The sequence below is a fragment of the Pseudomonas japonica genome (assembly GCF_900188455.1).
GTDB classification, from domain to species: domain Bacteria; phylum Pseudomonadota; class Gammaproteobacteria; order Pseudomonadales; family Pseudomonadaceae; genus Aquipseudomonas; species Aquipseudomonas japonica.
On record NZ_FZOL01000006.1, the window covers coordinates 26,112 to 41,784 of the forward strand.

Consider the following 15,673-nt stretch of genomic DNA (forward strand, 5'->3'; position numbering starts at 1 on the left):
CGAGCAACGCAATGAACCTGACTGACCCCCATGACCTGGCGCCCCTGCTGGAAGCCTTCCTCCTGGCCTCTGGCAAACCGCAATCACTGGAACGGCTGTTCGAACTCTTCGAGGAGGCCGAGCGCCCCGAATCCCCGGTATTCAAGGAAGCCCTGGAGATCCTTCGCGAATCCTGCGAGGGGCGGGCTTTTGAACTCAAGGAAGTGGCTTCGGGCTACCGCCTGCAGATCCGCGAGGACTATGCGCCCTGGGTCGGCCGCCTGTGGGAGGAGCGTCCGCAGCGTTATTCCCGCGCCCTCCTGGAAACCCTGGCGCTGATCGCCTATCGCCAGCCCATCACCCGCGGCGAGATCGAGGATGTGCGCGGCGTGGCGGTCAACAGCAACATCATCAAGACCCTGCTGGAGCGCGAGTGGGTGCGTATCGTCGGCTACCGCGAGGTACCCGGGCGCCCGGCGATGTTCGCCACCACCAAGGCTTTCCTCGACCACTTCAACCTGAAGAGTCTCGACGAGCTGCCGTCGCTGGCCGAACTGCGGGAAATGGAGCCGTCGCCGATGGCGCCGGTGGACCTCGACGACCTGCCGGTACCTGCACATCTGCAGGCCCTGGCCGACGCCAGCGCCGACCCGGACGACCAGCCGCCAGCGGAAGAAACCAGTTTCCGCAGCCTGCTGGTCGAGCTGGATGCCATGGAAGAAGGCCTCAAGACGGACTTCGACGATCTCCTGCGCGACCTTCCGGATGCCGAGGAAGAAACCGACTCCGCGACCGATTCCGCCGAGGCCGAAGCGCGAACGCCAGGGGACTGAGGCGCCACCCGGCGCAAAGGCCGGCGCGATGTGGGAAATCGGTCTACGCTCTGATGCGTTTGCGCCGCGATCAGCGTATGATTCGCGGCCTTTTTGGCATCCATGCCAGAAACCCAGATTCGATTTCCTACACCGGGAGGTGCCCAGATGAGTGAACAGGACCTGCAAGACAGCCCGCCACGTCCGGCCGGCGAAAAACTGCAAAAAGTACTCGCGCGCATTGGCGTCGGCTCGCGCCGCGACGTCGAGGCCTGGATCGGCGAAGGCCGGATCAAGGTCAACGGCGTTGCCGCGACCCTCGGCCAGCGGGTCGACCTGCACGACGCGATTTCCGTCGATGGTCGCCTGATCAAGCGCGAGGAAAGCGCCGAGAGCGTGCGCCGCGTCATCATGTACAACAAGCCCGACGGCGAGATCTGCACCCGTGACGATCCGGAAGGCCGTCCGACCGTGTTCGACCGCCTGCCGCGGCCGAAGGAAGGCCGCTGGATCAACGTCGGCCGCCTCGACATCAACACCACCGGCCTGTTGCTGTTCACCACCGACGGTGAACTGGCCAACCGCCTGATGCACCCGTCCTTCGAGATGGACCGTGAGTACGCCGTGCGCGTGCGGGGCGAAGTCGACGAAGACATGATCGCGCGCCTGAAGGAAGGCGTGGTCCTCGAGGACGGTCCGGCGCGTTTCACCGATATCCAGCAGGCACCGGGTGGCGAAGGTTTCAACCACTGGTATCACTGCGTGGTGATGGAAGGGCGCAACCGCGAAGTCCGGCGCCTGTGGGAGTCCCAGGGGTTGGTGGTGAGCCGCCTGAAGCGCGTGCGTTTCGGTCCGGTGTTCCTCAATTCCGACCTGCCGATGGGGCGCTGGCGCGAAATGAGCCAAGGCGAAATCGACATTCTCGCCGCCGAGGTGGGGCTGACGCCGGTAGCGATGCCGCAGATGAACGCCAAGACCAAGGAAAAGCTGGAGCGCATGCAGCGCAAATCGAGCAAGCCGATCGGTCGTGGCGAGCGCGTGCGTACCCTGCGTCCGGCTCGCGATGCCGACGAGCGTCCGGCCCGTCAGTCGCGCGACGAAGCACCGCGCAAGGGGCGCAGCACCGTGGCAGAGCGTCCGAGTGACGTGCGCCGCAAACCGGCGCCGACCGGGGCAGGCAAGCGTCCTGGCCCGGGCAACGGGCGGGGCAAACCGCGCAGCGAGTGAGTGATGTGCAAGAAGCCAACCTTCGGGTTGGCTTTTTTGTGCCTGCTGGAAATGTGGCGGGCTTGAGGGCCTCATCACGGGCCTTTTGTACAACGCCGAACCTTGTGGGAGCGGGCGTTGCCCGCGATGAGGCCCTGTCGGCTTATGCAAAAACTGTCCTTCTGGAAATATTTTCGACCAGCTTGTAAATATTTTGTTACTGGGCCGCCCCGCTTATCCGGTCGATTCAAGAGTCTCCCCAAGCTGTAAACATTCCTTGCCGAAAATCCCCCGCCAAGCCTCTTTACGCTCACGTCAATACCTTGCCGCAACCCCTGTAAACCGGGTGTCATGGCGCCCACAGCCAAGTGCCTGACCCGCCACGAAGCGGGGCAGAAGACAGAACAAAAACGGAGGGCGCGATGTACGCCATTCACTCCCCCAGGTTTCATTTCTCCCGTCGGAACGCTGCGTGCCGTTATCAGAACGTTACGCGGTGTGTTGACCCCTGCGTCAATGCAAGGGTATACAGTGCGCCGCGTTTTACCTGTGACCTTCTTGCGTACCGCGCACCCTGGCCGATGCCAGGCTGACATTCCGGGGCCCTGCCCGGAGCGAACAGCCCAGGCTCGCGCCCCAAGGTAACCACCCCTTGCCAATTCCGCCGCGCCACGAGCGTGGTGGGTCCGATCCCGTCACAGATAAAAACAACAGGTGACTTCGTTCATGAGTGGACAAACTCCGCATTCAGGTGAGCTCAAGCGCGGCCTGAAAAATCGCCATATCCAGTTGATCGCCCTTGGCGGTGCCATCGGCACCGGCCTGTTCCTCGGCTCGGCCGGCGTGATGAAATCGGCGGGTCCGTCGATGATTCTCGGTTACGCCATCTGCGGCTTCATCGCCTTCATGATCATGCGCCAGCTCGGTGAAATGATCGTCGAAGAGCCGGTGGCCGGTTCCTTCAGTCATTTCGCGCACAAGTACTGGGGCGGTTTCGCCGGTTTCCTGTCGGGCTGGAACTGCTGGATGCTGTACATCCTGGTGGGCATGTCGGAGCTGACCGCGGTCGGCAAGTACATCCATTTCTGGTGGCCGGAAGTCCCGACCTGGGCCACGGCGGCGGCGTTCTTCATCCTGATCAACGCGATCAACCTGGCCAACGTCAAGGTGTTCGGCGAGGCTGAGTTCTGGTTTGCCATCATCAAGGTCCTGGCCATCGTCGGCATGATCGGGCTGGGCAGCTACCTGCTGGTCAGCGGCAGCGGCGGCCCTGACGCTTCGGTGAGCAACCTGTGGGAGCACGGCGGTTTCTTCCCGAATGGCATCAACGGCCTGGTCATGGCCCTGGCGTTCATCATGTTCTCCTTCGGCGGCCTGGAAATGCTCGGTTTCACCGCGGCCGAGGCCGACAAGCCGAAGACCGTGATCCCGAAAGCCATCAACCAGGTGATCTACCGCATCCTGATTTTCTACATCGGCGCCCTGGTGGTCCTGCTGTCGCTGACCCCGTGGAACAGCCTGGTGGCTAATATCGACGCGGCCGGCGGCTCCTACAGCGGCAGCCCGTTCGTCCAGGTGTTCTCGATGCTGGGCAGCAACACCGCGGCACACCTGCTCAACTTCGTGGTTCTGACCGCGGCACTGTCGGTCTACAACAGCGGTACCTACTGCAATGCGCGGATGCTCTATGGCATGGCTGAGCAGGGTGATGCCCCGGCCGGCCTGGCGAAGATCGACAAGCGCGGTGTGCCGGTGCGTTCGATCCTGGTCTCGGCGGCGGTGACCCTGGTGGCGGTGCTGCTCAATTACTTCATGCCGCACAACGCACTCGAACTGCTGATGTCGCTGGTGGTGGCAACCCTGGTGATCAACTGGGCGATGATCAGCTACTCGCACCTGAAGTTCCGCCAGCACCTGGACCGCACCGGTCAGAAGCCGCTGTTCAAGTCGCTGTGGTACCCGTATGGCAACTACATCTGCCTGGCGTTCGTGGTGCTGATCCTCGGCATCATGCTGATGATCCCGGGTATCCGCGAGTCGGTGTATGCGATTCCGGTGTGGCTGGGGGTGATGTGGGTGTGCTACTTGATCAAGGGCAAGCGGGCCGGAGCGCCTGTCGTGGTGAGTCCGGCGGTCAAGTAAGTCCTTCGCAGGCAAGCCAGCTCCTACAGGGTTGGGCGCGCAAAATCCGCCGGATGTGCGCGCGTAATTTCCCGGTAGGAGCGTGGCTTGCCCGCGAAAGGGCCGCAAAGCGGCCCCAATACTGGCAACTCGGAGTATCCTGACGCCTATCACACCCCAGGCGTTTCCCATGCTGGTCCTCTCCAACGCAGTGCACATCCCCGACGAAGAAATCGAGTTGAACGCCATTCGCGCGCAAGGCGCCGGTGGGCAGAACGTCAACAAGGTTTCCAGCGCCGTGCACCTGCGTTTCGACACGCAGGCCTCGTCGCTGCCGCCGTTCTACAAGGAGCGCCTGCTCCAGCTCAGCGACAGCCGCATCACCCGCGACGGGGTGATCATCATCAAGGCCCAGCAATATCGCACCCAGGAACAGAACCGCGCCGACGCCCTGGAGCGCCTGCGCGAGCTGATCCTGGCCGCGGTGAAGGTGGAAAAGAAACGCCGCCCGACCAAGCCGACCCTGGGCTCCAAGACCCGCCGCCTCGATACCAAGAGCAAGCGCGGGGCGATCAAGGCGGGGCGCGGCAAGATCAACTACTGATACGCACAAGGACACCCATGGCCCGTGAACGGAATCTGACCTGGCACCCCACCGCCCTCGAGCCGGCCGTCCGGCGCAATGCCAACGGCCAGCGACCGCTGACCCTGTGGTTCACCGGGCTCAGCGGCTCGGGCAAGAGCACCCTGGCGTTCGAACTGGAGCGCCTGCTGATCGGGCAGGGTGTCGGCTGCTGCGTGCTGGATGGCGACAATATCCGTCACGGACTGTGCAGCGACCTGGGTTTCGACGCGCGCAGCCGCGCCGAGAACATCCGCCGGGTCGCCGAGGTGGCGCGCTTGATGAACGAGGCCGGGCTGGTGGTGATGGCGGCGTTCATCTCGCCTTATCAGCGTGATCGCGAGACGGCGCGGCGGATCATCGGTGCGGAGCGGTTTCACGAGATTCACGTCAGTGCGCCGTTGCACGTCTGCGAGGAGCGCGATCCCAAGGGGCTGTACCGCAAGGCGCGGGCCGGGGTGCTGAGTGGTTTTACCGGGGTGGACGATCCCTACGAGTCACCGCTGCAGCCGGAGCTGGCGCTGAATACCGCCGAAGTGGCGCTGGAGGATTGTCTGGAGCAGTTGCTGGCGCGGGTGCGTGGGGCGGGGGCTTCTTGAGCGTGTGAAAACCGGTTGGTGAGGTGGTCCCCCGGTAACCGAGGTTTTCACACGTCCTGTTTCGCGCGTTTTATTCCTGGTCGGCGCTCGGGTTTTCATCGCCTTGGGGTTCCGCCGACTGGGCGGGTTCGGCGTTGTGGGGGGCCGGCTTCTGCTCGACGTAGTTCAGGCTTGGGAAGGGAAGATTCGGGATTTCGTGCATCTCGTCGTTCCTCGCAAGGTCGTAGGTGGGAAGTTCACGCACACAGTACGCGTGGCTCCGGTGAAGCCGGGGGCAGGATACAGCAGTCTGGATGACAGATTGAGTTTTTCCTGCTGACTGGTAGGAAATTTACAACATCAGGGGGGACCTTACTGGCCCCATCGCCGGCAAGCGGAACGCCGCCAGCGATGGGGGTCGTCAGCCGTTACCGGCAGACGTCGGCAATGGCTGCCGCGAGCACATCCAGACGGCTTTCGTCCGCCCCGGCCACATTGGCCCGGCCGGTACCGACCATGTACACACTGTGCCGTTCCCGCAGCGCCTTGACCTGCTCCGGCGACAACCCGGTATAGGAGAACATCCCGTGCTGCTCGGCGATATGCGCGAAGCGCTCGCTCAATCCGTGCGGTGCCAGGGCCTGCACCAGCCCGCAGCGCAATCGCGCGATCCGCTGGCGCATGGTCTCGACCTCTTCGATCCACAGGCGCTTCAACGCCGGGTCGCCGAGAATCTCCGCCACCACCGCCGCGCCATGATCCGGTGGCGTCGACCACAGATTGCGCGCGATGAACGCCAGCTGGCTGCGTACATCCAGCAGCTTTTGCGCATCCGCGCCGCACACCAGCAGGGCGCCGGTGCGTTCGCGGTACAGGCCGAAGTTCTTCGAGCACGAACTGGTGATCAGCAGTTCGGGCAGTTCGGCGGCGAACAGCCGCACCGCCCAGGCATCTTCTTCCAGTCCGTCGCCGAAGCCCTGGTAGGCGAAGTCGATCAACGGCAGCAGTGAGCGCCGCTTGACCACGTCCAGTACCGCGCGCCAGTCGTCCTGCGTCAGGTCGAAACCGGTCGGGTTGTGGCAGCAGGCGTGCAACAGGACGATATCGCCCTGCGGCGCCTGTTCCAGTGCGGCGAGCAGGCCGGGAACATCGAGGCGGTTGTCCGCGCCGACATAGGGGTAATGGTTGACCTTGAGCCCGGCACTGGCGAACAGGGTTTCGTGGATCGGCCAGGTCGGGTTGCTCAGCCAGATGCCGCGGCCGGGCAGGCACTGCCTGGCGAACTCGGCAGCCAGGCGCAGGGCGCCGGTGCCGCCAGGTGTCTGGGTCGCGCCAGCGCGCTGTTCGCCGAGCAAGGGCGAGTGCTCGCCCAGGACCAGCTCGCAGAGCAGACGGCCGAAGGCGACATCGCCATGACCGCCGACATAGCTTTTGCTCAACTGACGCTCGACCAGGCGCTGTTCCGCCTGCTTGACCGCCGCGGGTACCGGGGTCAGGCCCTGGGCGTCCTTGAACACGCCGACACCCAGGTCGAACTTCGCCGGATTGGCATCCTTGGCGTAAGCCTCCATCAGCCCGAGGATCGGGTCGCCCGGTACCCGGGTGATGGCCTGGAAATGCATCACTTGCGGCCTTCGGCGGTCTTGGCGACCTCGTCGGTGCGCGCGGCCATGATGAAGTCGTTGCGGTGCAGGCCTTTGATCGAGTGGCTCCACCAGGTCACGGTGACCTTGCCCCATTCGGTCAGCAGGCCCGGGTGATGGCCTTCGGCTTCGGAGATGGCGCCGACGGCGTTGGTGAAGGCCAGGGCATGGGCGAAGTTCTTGAACAGGTAGACCTTCTCCAGCTGCATGATCGAATCGCGGACTTCGATGTTCCAGTCAGGAATCATGCGCAGCAGTTCCGGCAGTTCGTCGTCGCTGACTTGTGGCGCATCGGCGCGGCAGGCTTCGCAGTGGGCTTGGGACAAGGCGGTCATAGATTTCTTCCAGTCGATTGTTATAGGTGTGCAGGGCGGCTCAGGCGGCCGCCTTGGGTGGAAACTTCGGCGCGTGCAGGCCGAGCTGCATGGCGTGCTGGACCATGCCCATGATGTCTTCGTGGGCCAGGTCGAACAGGCGCTTGAGGTTCGGCAGGGCGAAATACACCGGTTGCAGGATGTCGATGCGATACGGGGTGCGCATGGCTTCCAGCGGATCGAACGGCTGATGTTCCGGCACGTCGGAAAGACTGTAGACGGTCTCCTTCGGCGAGGACAGGATGCCGCCGCCATAGATCCTGCGGCCCTGCGGGGTATCGATCAGGCCGAATTCGATGGTCATCCAGTACAGGCGGGCGAGGTACACGCGCTGTTCCTTGGTCGCGGCCAGGCCGAGCTTGCCGTAGGTGTGGGTGAATTCGGCGAACCACGGGTTGGTCAGCAGCGGGCAGTGGCCGAAGATCTCGTGGAAGATGTCCGGTTCCTGCAGGTAGTCGAGTTCTTCCTCGGTACGGATGAAGGTGGCGACCGGAAAGCGCTTGCTGGCCAGCAGTTCGAAAAAGGTCTGGAAGGGGATCAGCGCCGGCACCCGGGCAACCTGCCAGCCGGTGGTGGCGCCCAGCACCGCGTTGATTTCCGAGAGCTGCGGAATGCGGTCGTGGGGCAGGTTCAGCTGTTCGATGCCGTCCAGGTATTCCTGGCACGCGCGACCCTCGATCACCTTCAACTGACGGGTGATCAGGGTATTCCACACCGCATGCTCCTGCGGCGGGTAATCGATAAAACCCTGCGCATCGGGCTCACGGGCCACGTACTGCGTCTGTTTCATGCTGCTCTCCTGCTGAGGGCTTTTATTGTTGTGTGCGGCTTGCGCCATGCCCTTAGAGATAGCCGCTGGCCGTCGGATTTGCAGCCCATGGACGGGGCTGAACGGCGGCGCGGCAGGCGGTTTCTGTAACGCAGGTTTTACGGAATTGGCGGGATCGCCTGAATCCGCCACCGGCGATGGCTGGGAAAGGCGGTTTTTGTAACGTATTATTTACAGAATTTCCGGCGTACCCACAGAAAATTCGCCGCATTCCTCTGTATGTAGGACATTTCATGCGTATCAAAGTGCATTGCCAGAACCGCATCGGCATCCTCCGGGACATCCTCAACCTGCTGGTGGAGTACGGCATCAACGTCGCCCGGGGCGAGGTGGGCGGCGAGCATGGCAATGCCATCTATCTGCACTGTCCGAACCTGATCAACCTGCAGTTCCAGGCGCTGCGTCCGAAGTTCGAGGCGATCACCGGGGTGTTCGGGGTCAAGCGGGTCGGCCTGATGCCCAGCGAGCGCCGGCACATGGAGCTGAACGCGCTGCTCGGTGCCCTGGAGTTTCCGGTGCTGTCGATCGACATGGGCGGTTCCATCGTCGCCGCCAACCGCGCCGCGGCGCAGTTGCTTGGCGTGCGCGTGGACGAGGTGCCGGGCATGCCGCTGTCGCGCTACGCCGAGGATTTCGACCTGCCGGAACTGGTGCGCGCCAACAAGGCGCGGATCAATGGCCTGCGGGTCAAGATCAAGAACGACGTGTTCCTCGCCGATATCGCCCCGCTGCAATCCGAGCACGACGACAGCGAGGCCCTGGCCGGCGCCGTGCTGACCCTGCATCGCGCCGACCGCATCGGCGAGCGCATCTACAACGTGCGCAAGCAGGAATTGCGCGGCTTCGACAGCATCTTCCAGAGTTCGCGGGTGATGGCCGCGGTGGTCCGCGAGGCGCGGCGCATGGCGCCACTGGATGCGCCGCTGCTGATCGAAGGCGAGACCGGCACCGGCAAGGAATTGCTGGCCCGCGCCTGTCACCTGGCCAGTCCGCGCGGCCAGGCGCCGCTGATGGCGCTGAACTGCGCCGGTCTGCCGGAATCCATGGCCGAGACCGAGCTGTTCGGCTACGGCCCCGGTGCCTTCGAAGGCGCCCGGGCCGAGGGCAAGCTGGGGCTGCTGGAACTGACCGCCGGAGGCACGTTGTTCCTCGATGGCGTCGACGAGATGAGCCCGCGCCTGCAGGTCAAGCTCCTGCGTTTTCTTCAGGATGGCTGCTTCCGGCGGGTCGGCAGCGACGAGGAGGTGTACCTGGATGTGCGGGTGATCTGCGCGACCCAGGTCGATCTGTCCGAGCTCTGCGCCCGTGGCGAATTCCGCCAGGACCTGTACCACCGGCTCAACGTGCTGTCGCTGCATATCCCGCCGCTGCGCGAATGCCTCGACGGTTTGCCGCCGCTGGTCGAGCATTTCCTCGATCAGGCCAGTCGCCAGATCGGCTGCCCGCTGCCACGCCTGGCGCCGACGGCGCTGGAGCGTTTGAGCCAGTACCACTGGCCGGGCAACGTGCGGCAACTGGAAAACGTGCTGTTCCAGGCGGTGTCGTTGTGCGAGGGCGGGGTGGTCAAGCCGGAACATATCCGTTTGCCGGACTACGGCGCGCGACAACCGCTCGGAGAGTTTTCCCTGGAAGGCGATCTGGCGCAGATTGTCGGGCGATTCGAAAAGGCGGTGCTGGAATCTTTGCAGAGCGAGTTTCCAACCAGTCGGGCATTGGGGAAAAGACTGGGAGTATCGCATACGACCATCGCCAACAAGTTGCGTGATTACGCAATTGGCAAGCCGCTGGAATAAGTTGGGAAGTTGCGCGGTGCGGCGGGTTTATTAAGGAAATATTATTAGGGCGTGGCGCCTCTGGAAAAATCGAAGAGGCGCGACAGCCACGGGAAGCAAGTTAGCCGTTGGAGCAGCCGTTACCCATCACACGGTATTCGAGGATATGCTTCTGGCCTTGGGAATCCTCATACGTCATGCGGGCCGGAACCACTTCGCAGACATTCGGGATCTCGCTCATGGAAATGACTTTGGCGATATCCAGGTGTTGCGAATAACTGTACTGTTCAACCGGAATCTGCTCGGCGCCATTATTTGCGAGGTCATCGGCCATGGCCACGCCGCAAACACTACCGAGTACCAAAACCAGTAAAGCTTTCATCTTAAGATCACCTGTTCAAGGTCGAATAAGGGGGCGTAGCGCTTGTGGCGCTACGGTGCAGCAAAGTAGAAGCGGAAAGTTATCTCGGGATTAACGCGCCTTCGTGGGGGCTGTTACCTGAAGTTAATCTCGTTGCCGTTGCTGGCCAGGTGAATTCTAGGGGGTGACCTCGGACTGAAACAGTCGATGTTTTGATAAACACTGTTGGCGGAATCCGTAACAATCACCGCGAGAAAAAATCCCGGCGCCCCGGATTAGTTCCGGGACTGCCGTTCTAGAGCGGCTGCAGCAGGGGGTGAGGCGAAAAGACCGTGGCGTTACTACCAACGTCGAATGGCCCGGACGGCTCTGGTACAGTTAAAACGAGGTCATACAAAAACAACTATTACACCGAGGTAAAAAAGATGAGTGCGGCTTCCCTGTACCCTGTTCGTCCCGAGGTTGCGGCGAATACCCTGACCGATGAGGCCACCTACAAGGCGATGTATCAGAAGTCGGTGATCAACCCGGACGGCTTCTGGCGTGAGCAGGCTCAGCGCCTCGACTGGATCAAGCCTTTCACCAAGGTCAAGCAGACCTCGTTCGACGACCACCACGTCGACATCAAGTGGTTTGCTGATGGCACCCTGAACGTGTCCTACAACTGCCTTGACCGTCATCTGGCAGAGCGCGGCGACCAGGTCGCAATCATCTGGGAAGGCGACGATCCTTCCGAGCACCGCAACATCACCTACCGCGAACTGCACGAGCAGGTCTGCAAGTTCGCCAACGCCCTGCGTGGCCAGGACGTGCACCGTGGCGACGTGGTGACCATCTACATGCCGATGATCCCCGAGGCCGTGGTCGCCATGCTGGCCTGTGCCCGTATCGGTGCGATCCACTCCGTGGTCTTCGGCGGCTTCTCTCCGGAGGCCCTGGCCGGGCGGATCATCGACTGCAAATCCAAGGTGGTGATCACCGCCGACGAGGGTCTGCGTGGCGGCCGTCGTACCCCGCTGAAGGCCAACGTCGACGACGCCTTGACCAACCCGGAAACCAACAGCATCCAGAAGGTCATCGTGTGCAAGCGCACCGGTTCCGACATCAAGTGGAACCCGCATCGCGACATCTGGTACGAAGACCTGATGAAAGTCGCCGGCAGCGTCTGCGCGCCGAAGGAAATGGGGGCCGAGGAAGCGCTGTTCATCCTCTACACCTCCGGTTCCACCGGCAAGCCGAAGGGTGTGCTGCACACCACCGGCGGCTACCTGGTCTACGCCGCCATGACCCATGAGCGGGTGTTCGACTACCGTCCGGGCGAAGTCTACTGGTGCACCGCCGACGTCGGCTGGGTCACCGGCCACAGCTACATCGTCTACGGTCCGCTGGCCAACGGCGCCACCACCCTGCTGTTCGAAGGCGTGCCGAACTATCCGGACATCACCCGGGTGTCGAAGATCGTCGACAAGCACAAGGTCAACATCCTCTACACCGCGCCTACCGCGATCCGCGCCATGATGGCCGAAGGTCAGGCCGCGGTGGCCGGTGCCGATGGCTCCAGCCTGCGCCTGCTGGGCTCGGTGGGCGAGCCGATCAACCCGGAAGCCTGGAACTGGTACTACCAGACCGTCGGCAAGGAGCGCTGCCCGATCGTCGACACCTGGTGGCAGACCGAAACCGGTGGCGTGCTGATCAGCCCACTGCCAGGCGCCACCGCGCTGAAGCCGGGTTCCGCGACCCGTCCGTTCTTCGGTGTGGTGCCGGCGCTGGTGGACAACCTGGGCAACCTGATCGAAGGCGCCGCCGAGGGCAACCTGGTGATCCTCGATTCCTGGCCGGGTCAGGCGCGTTCGCTGTACGGCGACCACGACCGCTTCGTCGACACCTACTTCAAGACGTTCCGCGGCATGTACTTCACCGGTGACGGTGCCCGTCGCGACGAGGATGGCTACTACTGGATCACCGGTCGCGTCGACGACGTGCTCAACGTCTCCGGCCACCGCATGGGGACCGCCGAGATCGAGAGCGCCATGGTGGCCCACCCGAAAGTCGCCGAGGCGGCGGTGGTCGGTGTGCCGCACGACATCAAGGGGCAGGGCATCTACGTCTACGTCACCCTCAACGGCGGCGAGGAGCCGAGCGAGGCGCTGCGTCTGGAGCTGAAGAACTGGGTGCGCAAGGAGATCGGTCCGATCGCCTCGCCGGATGTCATCCAGTGGGCCCCGGGCCTGCCGAAGACCCGTTCGGGCAAGATCATGCGCCGCATCCTGCGCAAGATCGCCACGGCCGAGTACGACGCTCTGGGTGATATCTCGACCCTGGCTGATCCAAGCGTGGTCGCGCACCTGGTCGAGACGCACAAGACCATGAGCGTGGCTTGAAGACTTGACGCATTCCCGTTGTAGGAGCTGGCTTGTCGTGTGACGAACCACTGCGAAGGACCGCAAAGCGGTCCCGGTTCCTGATCCAGAGCCAGGTAGAGACCCTATTGGCCTGGCTGGAGATCGGGAACCGGGACTGCTGCGCAGTCCTTCGCAGTGGTTCGTCACACGACAAGCCAGCTCCTACAGGGTCCGCGTCCTGCCTGTGAGTAAAAAACCCAAGGCCCCGTAGGCAATCTGCCTACGGGGCCTTGGGTTTTTTGTTACTTCGACTTTCATCGGTAACCGTCCTGTCACCGAGTTCGTACGAAAACGGGGTCTATGGAAACGGTGATGTTCTATTCTGGTGCGTGTACGTTCAGGTTTTCCGACACTCGAATGGCTGGGCTTGCCGGATTACAAGGCTTTGCCAATAATGGGCCCGGTTATTGCTTTGGTTACAGGTTATTTGTTTTTCGCTTTTGCATATTTCCCCATACCTGTCAATATCGCTCGGCCGCTCTTCCTGCGCTTCTGTAACTACTTGTCGCATTGAAGAAATATCGGCTTCCGAGCTGTCGTTAAAATGCCAATCACTCGCTCGTGGCACCTGACCGGTGGTCCGGCCCTGCGCGGCTCTGCGTTGTACCCATTTGCATAGCGGGCAGTCGAACTGCCTGGTATCGCCCTTCACCAATGGAGTTCCCAGATGAAGAAACTCGCACTGCTTGGCGCCCTCGCGCTATCCGTGTTTTCCCTGGTATCGCTGGCTGACGAGAAACCGCTGAAAATCGGTATCGAGGCCGCCTACCCACCTTTCGCTTCGAAAGCACCGGACGGCAGCATCGTCGGTTTCGACTACGACATCGGCAACGCCCTGTGCGAAGAGATGAAGGTCAAGTGCCAGTGGGTCGAGCAGGAGTTCGATGGCCTGATCCCGGCACTGAAGGTACGCAAGATCGACGCGATCCTGTCGTCCATGTCGATCACCGAGGACCGCAAGAAGTCCGTCGACTTCACCAAGCGCTACTACCTGACCCCGGCTCGCCTGGTGATGAAGGAAGGCGCCACCGTCAGCGACAGCCTGGCCGAACTGCAAGGCAAGAAGATCGGCGTCCAGCGCGGTTCGATCCACGACCGTTTCGCCAAGGAAGTCCTGGCTCCGAAAGGCGCGGTCATCGTTCCTTACGGCACCCAGAACGAAATCTACCTGGACATCACCGCCGGTCGTCTGGACGGCTCCGTGGCGGATGCCACCCTGCTGGAAGACGGTTTCCTGAAGACCGATGCCGGCAAGGGCTACGCTTTCGTCGGTCCTGCGTTCACCGATGCGAAATACTTCGGTGACGGTATCGGCATCGCCGTGCGCAAGGGCGACACCGCCAACCTGGAGCGCATCAACGCCGCGATCGCCGCGATCCGCGCCAACGGCAAGTACAAGGCAATCCAGGACAAGTACTTCAACTTCGATATCTACGGCCCGGAAAGCAACTGACCGACGCCGTGTCACCTGCTCAATGGTGCAAGCAGCAGAAGCGCTGAGGCTTGCACCATTTTTTCATCCCTAAGGTCGAGGACCTCATCATGTTGAAAGGCTACGGGGCAGTCATCCTCGATGGAGCGTGGCTGACGCTACAGCTCGCCTTGTCGTCCATGGCCCTGGCCATCGTGCTCGGCCTGATCGGTGTGGCCCTGCGCCTGTCGCCGGTGCGCTGGCTGGCATGGCTGGGCGATCTGTATGCCACGGTGATCCGCGGCATTCCCGATCTGGTACTGATCCTGCTGATCTTCTACGGCGGCCAGGACATCCTCAACCGCGTCGCGCCGCTGCTGGGCTACGACGATTACATCGACCTCAATCCGCTGGTCGCGGGTATCGGCACCCTGGGCTTCATCTTCGGTGCCTACCTGTCGGAAACCTTCCGTGGCGCCTTCATGGCGATCCCGAAAGGCCAGGCCGAGGCCGGGATGGCCTACGGCATGAGCAACCTGCAGATCTTCTTCCGGGTGCTGGTGCCGCAGATGATCCGCCTGGCGATTCCCGGTTTCACCAACAACTGGCTGGTACTGACCAAGGCGACCGCGCTGATTTCGGTGGTGGGCCTGCAGGACATGATGTTCAAGGCCAAGCAGGCGGCCGACGCCACCCGCGAGCCTTTCACCTTCTTCCTGGCGGTGGCCGCACTGTACCTGGTGATCACCAGTGTCTCGCTGCTGGCCCTGCGTTACCTGGAAAAACGCTACTCGGTAGGCGTAAAGGCGGCTGAACTATGATCTTCGACTACAACGTCATCTGGGAGGCGCTGCCGCTGTACGTCGGCGGCCTGCTGACCACGCTCAAACTGCTGGCGATCTCCCTGTTCTTCGGCCTGCTGAGCGCGATCCCGCTGGGTCTGATGCGGGTCTCGAAACAGCCGCTGGTGAACTTCGTCGCCTGGCTCTACACCTACGTGATCCGCGGTACGCCGATGCTGGTCCAGCTGTTCCTGATCTACTACGGTCTGGCCCAGTTCCAGGTGGTGCGCGACAGCTTCCTCTGGCCGTGGCTGTCCAGCGCGACCTTCTGTGCCTGCATGGCGTTTGCCATCAATACCAGTGCCTACACCGCGGAAATCATCGCCGGCAGCCTCAAGGCCACGCCCCATGGCGAGATCGAGGCGGCCAAGGCGGTGGGCATGTCGCGCTACAAGATGTACCGCCGCATTCTGTTGCCGTCGGCCCTGCGTCGCGCCCTGCCGCAGTACAGCAACGAAGTGATCATGATGCTGCAGACCACCAGCCTGGCGTCCATCGTGACCCTGATCGACATCACCGGTGCCGCGCGAACCGTCAACGCCCAGTACTACCTGCCGTTCGAGGCCTACATCACCGCCGGCGTGTTCTACCTGTGCATGACCTTCATCCTGGTCCGCCTGTTCAAGCTTGCCGAACGCCGCTGGCTCGGCTACCTGGCGCCGCGCAAGGGCTGATGCCCGCGGCCAATTTATCGCCCTGGGCCTGTGCCCGCGACCGAACG

Annotated in this window: 15 protein-coding genes; 10 read left to right on the forward strand and 5 right to left on the reverse strand. The window is 62.6% G+C overall.

From position 1 onward, the window contains the following. The first annotated feature begins 11 nt into the window (after positions 1 to 11). The 5 genes from scpB (at position 12) to cysC (ending at position 5,339) form a co-directional block, all read left to right on the forward strand. A complete protein-coding gene (gene scpB, locus CHB99_RS09335) occupies positions 12 to 812 on the forward strand; it encodes an SMC-Scp complex subunit ScpB (protein WP_042124451.1) in 801 nt (266 codons plus the stop codon). Positions 813 to 959: 147 nt separating this feature from the next. Then, positions 960 to 2,018: a 23S rRNA pseudouridine(2605) synthase RluB gene (gene rluB / locus CHB99_RS09340; RefSeq protein WP_042124453.1), complete on the forward strand. Its 1,059-nt coding sequence runs from the start codon at positions 960 to 962 to the stop codon at positions 2,016 to 2,018. A 705-nt stretch (positions 2,019 to 2,723) separates the two neighbouring features. Further along, positions 2,724 to 4,139 carry an amino acid permease gene (locus CHB99_RS09345; RefSeq protein ID WP_042124455.1) on the forward strand — a complete coding sequence of 472 codons (1,416 nt, stop codon included), beginning with the start codon at positions 2,724 to 2,726 and terminating at the stop codon, positions 4,137 to 4,139. 169 nt (positions 4,140 to 4,308) lie between these two features. Beyond that, positions 4,309 to 4,722, forward strand: coding sequence for an alternative ribosome rescue aminoacyl-tRNA hydrolase ArfB (gene arfB, locus CHB99_RS09350; protein ID WP_042124456.1), 414 nt, complete (start codon positions 4,309 to 4,311; stop codon positions 4,720 to 4,722). A 17-nt stretch (positions 4,723 to 4,739) separates the two neighbouring features. Further along, complete coding sequence (gene cysC / locus CHB99_RS09355) at positions 4,740 to 5,339, forward strand: adenylyl-sulfate kinase (protein ID WP_042124458.1); 600 nt, start codon at positions 4,740 to 4,742, stop codon at positions 5,337 to 5,339. A gap of 70 nt (positions 5,340 to 5,409) precedes the next feature. On the opposite strand, the gene CHB99_RS30325 is transcribed toward cysC, so the two are convergent. From CHB99_RS30325 to phhA, 4 genes are all read right to left on the reverse strand, one after another. Continuing rightward, complete coding sequence (locus tag CHB99_RS30325; protein ID WP_281177136.1) at positions 5,410 to 5,541, reverse strand: hypothetical protein; 132 nt, start codon at positions 5,539 to 5,541, stop codon at positions 5,410 to 5,412. 205 nt (positions 5,542 to 5,746) lie between these two features. Further along, positions 5,747 to 6,940, reverse strand: a complete 1,194-nt coding sequence (locus CHB99_RS09360; protein WP_042124460.1) for an amino acid aminotransferase — start codon at positions 6,938 to 6,940, stop codon at positions 5,747 to 5,749. After that, entirely contained in the window at positions 6,940 to 7,296 is a 357-nt protein-coding gene (locus tag CHB99_RS09365; RefSeq protein ID WP_042124462.1) for a 4a-hydroxytetrahydrobiopterin dehydratase, read from the reverse strand. Before CHB99_RS09365 ends, CHB99_RS09360 begins: the two co-directional genes overlap by 1 nt. A gap of 40 nt (positions 7,297 to 7,336) precedes the next feature. Next, a complete protein-coding gene (gene phhA / locus CHB99_RS09370; RefSeq protein WP_042124463.1) occupies positions 7,337 to 8,125 on the reverse strand; it encodes a phenylalanine 4-monooxygenase in 789 nt (262 codons plus the stop codon). Positions 8,126 to 8,397: 272 nt separating this feature from the next. Between phhA and CHB99_RS09375 the strand changes: the two genes are divergently transcribed. Beyond that, complete coding sequence (locus CHB99_RS09375; RefSeq protein ID WP_042124465.1) at positions 8,398 to 9,957, forward strand: sigma-54-dependent phenylalanine hydroxylase transcriptional regulator PhhR; 1,560 nt, start codon at positions 8,398 to 8,400, stop codon at positions 9,955 to 9,957. A gap of 100 nt (positions 9,958 to 10,057) precedes the next feature. Here the strand turns inward: CHB99_RS09375 and CHB99_RS09380 are convergent, their stop codons facing one another. Then, on the reverse strand, positions 10,058 to 10,318 hold the full coding sequence (locus tag CHB99_RS09380) for a DUF2790 domain-containing protein (protein WP_042124467.1): 261 nt from the start codon (positions 10,316 to 10,318) through the stop codon (positions 10,058 to 10,060). A 404-nt stretch (positions 10,319 to 10,722) separates the two neighbouring features. On the opposite strand from CHB99_RS09380, the gene acs reads away from it, so the two are divergent. The 4 genes from acs to CHB99_RS09400 all read left to right on the forward strand — a co-directional run bounded on the left by acs (position 10,723) and on the right by CHB99_RS09400 (position 15,626). After that, positions 10,723 to 12,678: an acetate--CoA ligase gene (gene acs / locus CHB99_RS09385; RefSeq protein ID WP_042124469.1), complete on the forward strand. Its 1,956-nt coding sequence runs from the start codon at positions 10,723 to 10,725 to the stop codon at positions 12,676 to 12,678. A gap of 688 nt (positions 12,679 to 13,366) precedes the next feature. Next, entirely contained in the window at positions 13,367 to 14,152 is a 786-nt protein-coding gene (locus CHB99_RS09390; protein ID WP_042124471.1) for an ABC transporter substrate-binding protein, read from the forward strand. Between the two features lie 89 nt (positions 14,153 to 14,241). Next, positions 14,242 to 14,931 carry an ABC transporter permease gene (locus CHB99_RS09395; protein WP_042124474.1) on the forward strand — a complete coding sequence of 230 codons (690 nt, stop codon included), beginning with the start codon at positions 14,242 to 14,244 and terminating at the stop codon, positions 14,929 to 14,931. Continuing rightward, positions 14,928 to 15,626, forward strand: coding sequence for an ABC transporter permease (locus tag CHB99_RS09400; RefSeq protein ID WP_042124476.1), 699 nt, complete (start codon positions 14,928 to 14,930; stop codon positions 15,624 to 15,626). Before CHB99_RS09395 ends, CHB99_RS09400 begins: the two co-directional genes overlap by 4 nt. Positions 15,627 to 15,673 lie beyond the last annotated feature (47 nt).

What these genes read in the sequence shown, in the direction of transcription:
- CHB99_RS09390 (WP_042124471.1), top strand. Translation starts at nt 13,367, where the DNA reads ATGAAGAAACTCGCACTGCTTGGCGCCCTCGCGCTATCCGTGTTTTCC.
- CHB99_RS09365 (WP_042124462.1), bottom strand. Translation starts at nt 7,296, where the DNA reads ATGACCGCCTTGTCCCAAGCCCACTGCGAAGCCTGCCGCGCCGATGCG.
- CHB99_RS09375 (WP_042124465.1), top strand. Translation starts at nt 8,398, where the DNA reads ATGCGTATCAAAGTGCATTGCCAGAACCGCATCGGCATCCTCCGGGAC.
- CHB99_RS09395 (WP_042124474.1), top strand. Translation starts at nt 14,242, where the DNA reads ATGTTGAAAGGCTACGGGGCAGTCATCCTCGATGGAGCGTGGCTGACG.
- CHB99_RS30325 (WP_281177136.1), bottom strand. Translation starts at nt 5,541, where the DNA reads ATGCACGAAATCCCGAATCTTCCCTTCCCAAGCCTGAACTACGTCGAG.
- arfB (WP_042124456.1), top strand. Translation starts at nt 4,309, where the DNA reads ATGCTGGTCCTCTCCAACGCAGTGCACATCCCCGACGAAGAAATCGAG.
- phhA (WP_042124463.1), bottom strand. Translation starts at nt 8,125, where the DNA reads ATGAAACAGACGCAGTACGTGGCCCGTGAGCCCGATGCGCAGGGTTTT.
- CHB99_RS09400 (WP_042124476.1), top strand. Translation starts at nt 14,928, where the DNA reads ATGATCTTCGACTACAACGTCATCTGGGAGGCGCTGCCGCTGTACGTC.
- CHB99_RS09345 (WP_042124455.1), top strand. Translation starts at nt 2,724, where the DNA reads ATGAGTGGACAAACTCCGCATTCAGGTGAGCTCAAGCGCGGCCTGAAA.
- CHB99_RS09380 (WP_042124467.1), bottom strand. Translation starts at nt 10,318, where the DNA reads ATGAAAGCTTTACTGGTTTTGGTACTCGGTAGTGTTTGCGGCGTGGCC.
- scpB (WP_042124451.1), top strand. Translation starts at nt 12, where the DNA reads ATGAACCTGACTGACCCCCATGACCTGGCGCCCCTGCTGGAAGCCTTC.
- cysC (WP_042124458.1), top strand. Translation starts at nt 4,740, where the DNA reads ATGGCCCGTGAACGGAATCTGACCTGGCACCCCACCGCCCTCGAGCCG.
- CHB99_RS09360 (WP_042124460.1), bottom strand. Translation starts at nt 6,940, where the DNA reads ATGCATTTCCAGGCCATCACCCGGGTACCGGGCGACCCGATCCTCGGG.
- rluB (WP_042124453.1), top strand. Translation starts at nt 960, where the DNA reads ATGAGTGAACAGGACCTGCAAGACAGCCCGCCACGTCCGGCCGGCGAA.
- acs (WP_042124469.1), top strand. Translation starts at nt 10,723, where the DNA reads ATGAGTGCGGCTTCCCTGTACCCTGTTCGTCCCGAGGTTGCGGCGAAT.